Annotated in this window: 6 protein-coding genes; all 6 read left to right on the forward strand. The window is 54.8% G+C overall.

Annotation, left to right across the window (positions count from 1 at the left end; all coding sequences use genetic code 11):
* Positions 1-4: 4 nt before the first annotated feature.
* The 6 genes from BM181_RS10200 (at position 5) to ilvN (ending at position 6,089) form a co-directional block, all read left to right on the forward strand.
* Positions 5-829, forward strand: a complete 825-nt coding sequence (locus BM181_RS10200) for a pyridoxamine kinase (RefSeq protein ID WP_075444629.1) — start codon at positions 5-7, stop codon at positions 827-829.
* A gap of 1 nt (position 830) precedes the next feature.
* A complete protein-coding gene (locus BM181_RS10205; protein WP_075444631.1) occupies positions 831-1,490 on the forward strand; it encodes a TatD family nuclease-associated radical SAM protein in 660 nt (219 codons plus the stop codon).
* Between the two features lie 749 nt (positions 1,491-2,239).
* A complete protein-coding gene (gene yqeB / locus BM181_RS10210) occupies positions 2,240-3,082 on the forward strand; it encodes a selenium-dependent molybdenum cofactor biosynthesis protein YqeB (protein ID WP_075444633.1) in 843 nt (280 codons plus the stop codon).
* A gap of 13 nt (positions 3,083-3,095) precedes the next feature.
* Entirely contained in the window at positions 3,096-3,770 is a 675-nt protein-coding gene (locus tag BM181_RS10215) for a ComF family protein (protein ID WP_075444635.1), read from the forward strand.
* Between the two features lie 127 nt (positions 3,771-3,897).
* Positions 3,898-5,586 carry a biosynthetic-type acetolactate synthase large subunit gene (gene ilvB / locus BM181_RS10220; protein WP_082336264.1) on the forward strand — a complete coding sequence of 563 codons (1,689 nt, stop codon included), beginning with the start codon at positions 3,898-3,900 and terminating at the stop codon, positions 5,584-5,586.
* A gap of 2 nt (positions 5,587-5,588) precedes the next feature.
* On the forward strand, positions 5,589-6,089 hold the full coding sequence (gene ilvN / locus BM181_RS10225) for an acetolactate synthase small subunit (protein ID WP_075429171.1): 501 nt from the start codon (positions 5,589-5,591) through the stop codon (positions 6,087-6,089).
* The last annotated feature ends 357 nt before the right edge of the window (positions 6,090-6,446 follow it).

The following is a 6,446-nucleotide window of genomic DNA, read 5'->3' on the forward strand; positions in this document are numbered from 1 at the left end:
GCCGTTGAAACATCAGAAGCGCGTTGCATTGGTCAATGATATTACGGGATTCGGACGCTGCTCGGTGACTGTCGAGCTGCCGTTGCTGTCAGCGATGAAGATTCAGGCATGCCCATTGCCAACGGCTATCCTGTCGGTTCATACCGGCTTTGCCAATCACTATCTTGATGACTATACAGACCGCATGCGGCCGTACATGGACAGCTGGGAGAAAAACCAGCTGTCTTTTGATGGTATCTGCACTGGCTTTTTAGGCTCGGTGCACCAGATTGAGATCGTGGCTGATTTTATCCGCCGCTTCAAGCAGCCGGCAACGCGAGTCATGGTCGATCCGGTCATGGGGGACTATGGCAAGCTTTACAGCTCGTACACGCAGGAGATGTGTGAGGAGATGCGGAAGCTTCTGGCTTATGCCAACCTGGTGACGCCGAATCTCACCGAGGCCTGCCAATTGCTGGGGATGCCCTATCCGAAGGATGGACGGGTATCGGACCAGGAGCTTGAGTATATGGCAGGCGCATTGGCGGATCAAGGCCCGTCACAGGTCATCATCACGGGACTCAGCGAGGGCGATACCATCCGCAATTTCATCTATGAGGCGGGACGGGGCAGCGTCCTGGAGGTGGAGAAGATAGGCGGTGACCGGTCAGGTTCAGGCGATGCGTTTGCCGCCATTGTGGCTGGCAGTCTCATCAATGGCGAAAGTCTCGAACAGGCGGTCCGCAAGGCGGCGGATTTCATCAGCAGATGCTTGGCGTATGCGGTGGAACTCAACCTGCCTTGGAATTATGGCCTGCCGTTTGAAGAATATCTAAGGGAGCTGAAGTGATATGCTGGTATACGCAACCCATGCGGGGGGCAAATATATGACGTTGGCAGACAGCCTGCGCCTGCAGCCGGAAGGCAAGCGCAATCTGTATGTCAATATCACCAATGCGTGCAATTGTGCTTGCACGTTCTGTCTGCGCAATATGAAGGAGATGGCTGAGGAATCTTCGCTATGGCTCAAGGAAAAGCCGACGCTTCCGGAGTTCAAGGCGGCGCTTGACAGTGTTCCTTGGGACTATATCAAGGAAGTCGTATTCTGCGGGTTTGGTGAGCCAACCATGGAACTGGCGACTTTGGTGGAGCTGCTCCACTATGTCAAGAAGACGCATCCGGATCTGCCGACGCGCCTCAATACGAACGGCCTGGGCAATCTTGAGTATGGACGCGATATCGCGGCAGATTTTGCCGGTATACTCGATACGGTGTCCATCAGCCTCAATGCGTCCAATGCGGAGCGTTACTATGAGCTCACGCGGGCCAAGTATGGCATCAAGTCGTATGAGGCTATGCTGGACTTTGCTGAGCGCAGCAAGCAGTATGTGCCGAATGTCGTGCTGACCATCGTCGACAAAGTGGAAGGGCCTGAGGAGATCGCCCGCTGCCGGGAAATCTGCGCAGAGCGCGGTCTTACCCTGCGTGTTCGTGAATACGAAGACAGCTGAAAAAGTCCAGGCATGACAAAAGCCGGTTCTCTTTTCCGAGAACCGGCTTTATTCTTTGATAAACATAGATAGTTGTGATCCTTCTTATTCATTTGTCTGCAACATTCCGTCTCGAGCAGGAAGGCTGCGCACTTTGTTGACTACGTATGTAGATGTTCAGCTGAAACAATGTGCCTTACACCATGGTTCATGTACACGTTCTTGTTAGTCATCTTGCCGTTATCGATAACGATAGGGTTCCTAAAGTTTCGACGGTTTTCCAGATGATTCGTAAAGATTTACCCGGGATAGTCACTCGCTTTATCTCGTGGCGCCGACGATGTGCTCCCAACTTCCTCAGACTCTGAGTACGACTGGCGGCCACCTGACCATCATTACGTCTCGCTTCCGTCCTGAGGATAATCGTTTTCTTCACCTCTGCACTTGCTAGTCAGTCCGGGATAAAGGGTAACTGCGTGATATCTTCAATAAACACTCACATCCTTTCGTAATAGCCAGATATGGTTGTTCTTGAAGAGAGCCTGTTTCGGCTGGATAAACACCTGGCAAGCTTTCGACCTCCAGGACTACTTTCCTGCTGGTTTGCTTATCTATCTCCTCTTTACGCCTTTATATTAACATATTTTTCAGACGATTGCAATACTTCATACAAAATATGTAATATTTTTTTTGTAAAAAATAAGCCGCGCTTTTATGCAGATATAGTATAATAGAGAAGATATAGAACAGAATGAAAGGGAGCAAACGCAATGAAACATCTCATAATCGTACGTGGCGGCGGTGAGATCGCCAGTGGTGTGATCCACGCGCTTTACCGTACGGGATTCCGCGTGCTGGTATTGGAGCAGGCGGAGCCGACGGCTACCCGGCGGCGTGTCGCGTATTCGGAGGCCATGTACCGCGGTGAGGCGACCGTGGAGCGTATCACCTGCTATCGTGCGAAAAATGTTGAGGATGCGAAAAGGCGGTTGAAGGAAGGACAGCTCGTGATGCTGGAAGATCCGGAGGCCAAATGCGTGCGGGGATTCAAACCGCAGGTGCTTGTCGATGCGATGGTGGCCCATGAGAACAAGGGGACCAAGCGTGATATGGCTGAACATACGGTAGCCTTAGGGCCGGGGTTCTGTGCTGGCCGTGATGTGGACGTGGTAGTGGAGACTGGACGTGGCCATAATCTTGGCCGGTTGATCTATGAGGGCTTTTCCTCGAAGGACCAGAATCTGGACAATGCCACGGTGGGGATAAGCCAGAATGTCGAGCATCTGGTCTTTGCGCCAGAGAATGGACGGCTGGAGATGCTTCGCAGCATCTCGTTGATGGTCAAGCAGGGCGAATCGGTGGCCCATCTGCACACAGACGATGGGCAGGTCATTGAGCTCAAGGCGACGATCGATGGTGTGCTGCGCGGTGCCCTGCACGGCGGTTCACGCGTGCGCAAGGGCCAGAAAGTAGCCGATATCCACCCGACGATGGGGCAGGAAGAGTGCTTTACGATTTCGGATAAGGCGCGCTGCATTGCCGGTTCGGTACTCGAGGCCGTCATGGTATGGGATCATAAGCGTCCCAAGCGTGGTTTCTTCCAGCGCCATTGATTGAGGTGCTGTTATGGTGAGTGATCTGTTTCAAGCATTGTGGGAGTTTCTTTTTCCCGCACATTGCCCGCTTTGCCATAAATATGTCAAGAATAAGGGAGACTGGTGCGAGACCTGTCTCCGTCAGGTTTGTCAGCCAACGCGGCTGCCAGTTCCAGCGCCTATGCAGCCGGTTGCCGGCAGTGCATGGGCGCTTTGCCTATATCGGGGCGGGATGCGGGACCTTCTGCGCCGGCTCAAATACCGGAGGCAGCAGAGTGCCTTGCCCTATATCCACCGGCTGCTGGCCGCCGCTGATGCGGATAAGGGGATAGCGGCGCTATTGGCATGGAGTGAGGTGGCCGTACCGGTGCCGCTGCATGCCAGCCGCGAGCGGCTGCGTGGCTTCAACCAGTCGGAGCGGATATTTGCCGTATGGCTGCAGGTGCATGGTGTCCCGATGGTACGGGCTCTGCAGCGCGTCAAGGCCACGCTGCCCATGTATGAGCTTACACCGGAGCAGCGCCGGGAGAACCTCAAAGGTGCCTTTGCTGTCTGTGCGGCGGCCAGCCTTGCAGGCAAGCATGTCCTGCTGGTCGATGACATCTTGACGACAGGGGCTACGCTTGGTGCCTGTGCCCGGGAAATCAAGCGGGCTGGGGCAGCAGAGGTGCGTGTGCTGGTGCTGGCCAGTGACCATCGCTGCTGAAAGCCTTCGGAGCATATTTGTTAAAGATGTATTTTCTGGTTGTAATATTGTATACAAATAGTGTATAATATAGCAAAACAAAAATACGCTTTGTAAACAAAATGCTAGAGGGGGCTTTCGTGTGTTGATGAATGGAGCTCAGGCTGTGTTGGAGAGCCTGAAAAGAGAAGGGGTGGACGTCGTCTTCGGCTATCCGGGCGGTGCAGTGCTGACCCTGTATGATGCTGTCTACAAGATGAAATTCCCGCATGTGCTCACGCGCCATGAGCAGGGCGCAGTCCATGCAGCTGACGGCTATGCCCGCGCTACGGGCAAGGTCGGCGTTGTCTTTGCGACCTCGGGGCCAGGGGCGACGAATCTCATCACGGGCATTGCTACGGCCTGTACAGACTCGGTTCCGCTCGTCTGCATCACCGGACAGGTGGCTAATCCCTATATCGGCAAGGATTCGTTCCAGGAGGCGGACATCTTTGGCATCACGACGCCCATTACAAAGCATAATTATCTCGTCAAGGATGTAAAGGAACTGCCGCGCGTCCTCAAGGAAGCGTTCTTCATTGCCCGCACGGGCCGTCCGGGGCCAGTCGTCATTGATGTGGCCAAGGACGTATTCGATACGAAATTCGACTATGAATATCCGGAAACGGTCCAGCTGCGCGGCTATTCGGGTGAATACACGGGCAGCGAAGCGGAAATCGATGCTGTGGTCGAGGCAGTCAAGCAGGCTGAGCGGCCACTGCTGTTCGTGGGAGGCGGCGTCGTGGGCTCTGAGATGGCCGGCGAGGTGCGCAAGATCGCCCAGCTTCTCGGCGTGCCAGTGACGACGACACTTCTGGGCTTGGGCGTCGTCCCTGCGGACCATAAGGGCTTCCTAGGCTTTGCGGGCATGCATGGTTCGTATGCGGCCAATATGTCCATCCAGCAGTGTGATCTGCTGCTCTGTATCGGCATGCGCTTCAGCGACCGGGTGACCGGCAAGGTATCCGGCTTTGCGCCGAAGGCCAAAGTCGTGCATTTTGAGCTCGACAGGGCTGAGGTGAATAAGAATGTTGTGGCAGATTACCGCGTGCTCGGCGATCTGCGCTGGTCCCTGCCCTTGTTCAAGGAAAAGCTCAGTGCTACGGGCAGGGCATTTGCAGCAGAGTACAAGGATTGGCTTGAGCATGCCGTCGCCATGAGCGAGGAGCGTCCGTTCAGCTATCGGGAAGAAGGTGATCTCATCAAGCCGGGAGCACTGATCCGGAAGGTCAGCGAGCTGTCGGATGAAGATACGATCGCCGTCACGGATGTCGGCCAGCATCAGATGTGGGCGGCGCAGTTCTTTGACGTCTATAAGCCGCGTCATTTCCTGACCTCTGGTGGCCAGGGGACCATGGGCTATGGCCTGCCGGCGGCGATGGGGGCCAAGATCGGCAAGCCGGACAGCAAGGTCGTGCTGTTCACAGGCGATGGCAGCATCATGATGAACTGCCAGGAGTTTGCGACGATTGCCGATAACGACATCGATGTCAAGGTCATCATCGTCCACAACTGCATTCTGGGCATGGTTGGCCAGTGGCAGCGCCTGTTCTATAACCATCATTATTCGCAGTCCGAGCTCAAGGGCAAGACCGATTTCGTCAAACTGGCCGAGGCTATGGGGCTCAAGGGCTATCGCTTGACGGCTAAGGAGGAGCTGGAGTCGAGACTGCCGGCTATCCTGGCGGAAAAAGGTCCTGCACTCATCGATGTCCTGATTCCAGAGGAAGAAGATGTCCTGCCGATGGTGCCGGGCGGCAAACGTCTGGATCAGATGGTACTGGGAGGGAGTAAGTGATGATGAAGAAATATCTGCTGGCCGTCCTGGTCGACAACAAGCCTGGCGTGCTCACACATGTATCGGGGCTTATCAGCCGCCGCGCCTTCAACATCGAAAGCATATCGGCTGGCTATACCGAAGAGCCGGAGGTCACGCGCATCAATATCGTCGTATCTGTCGAGTCGGAAAATGAGCTCGATCAGGTGGTGACACAGCTGTCGAAACTCATCGATGTCATCAAGATCGTCAATCTCAGCAAGGTGGAGTCCATCGAGCGCGAGCTCGTCATGATAAAGGTCAAGGCAGGCCGCAAGAACCGCGCGGATATCATCAACATTGTCGAGATTTTCCGGGCTAAGATCGTCGATGTCGGTCCGGAGGATGTCGTGGTCGAGCTCACGGGATCGCAGAGCAAGATCGATGGCATCATCGAGGTCTTGTCAGAGTATGAGATCCTGGAGATTGCCCGCACAGGAGCGATTGCGCTCTCGCGTGGGCCGGTACCGGTCAAGCATATGTGAATTGTGAGACGGGATGCAAAAAGATATAGATAAATTGCAGTTTATCTGTCCGTACGTGGTTAAAACAAACTCGGTACAGCTCAGCTTGGGTGGGGGCGGGTGCACTTTTTCTCCGCTCCCGCTAAATGCCCCGCGCGGCTGCTTTAGTACGTACTTAGATACATGTGCCGGGCAGGCCAGCGGCACGCCAATACATCGAATCGTTCTAGGAAGTACGTACTGCGGGCCATCCCTCACTGCGTTCGGGCAAATCGCTCCCGCTGCGAAGAAAGTGTACCCGCCCCCGCCCGCTGCTACGTTTGGATAAGCCTGCTTTGTTCCGGCAATAGGTTACGAATTACATCGATGTGCTTGTTA

Source organism: Pseudoselenomonas ruminantium (assembly GCF_900113715.1).
In the GTDB taxonomy this organism is placed as follows: Bacteria; Bacillota; Negativicutes; order Selenomonadales; family Selenomonadaceae; genus Selenomonas_A; species Selenomonas_A caprae.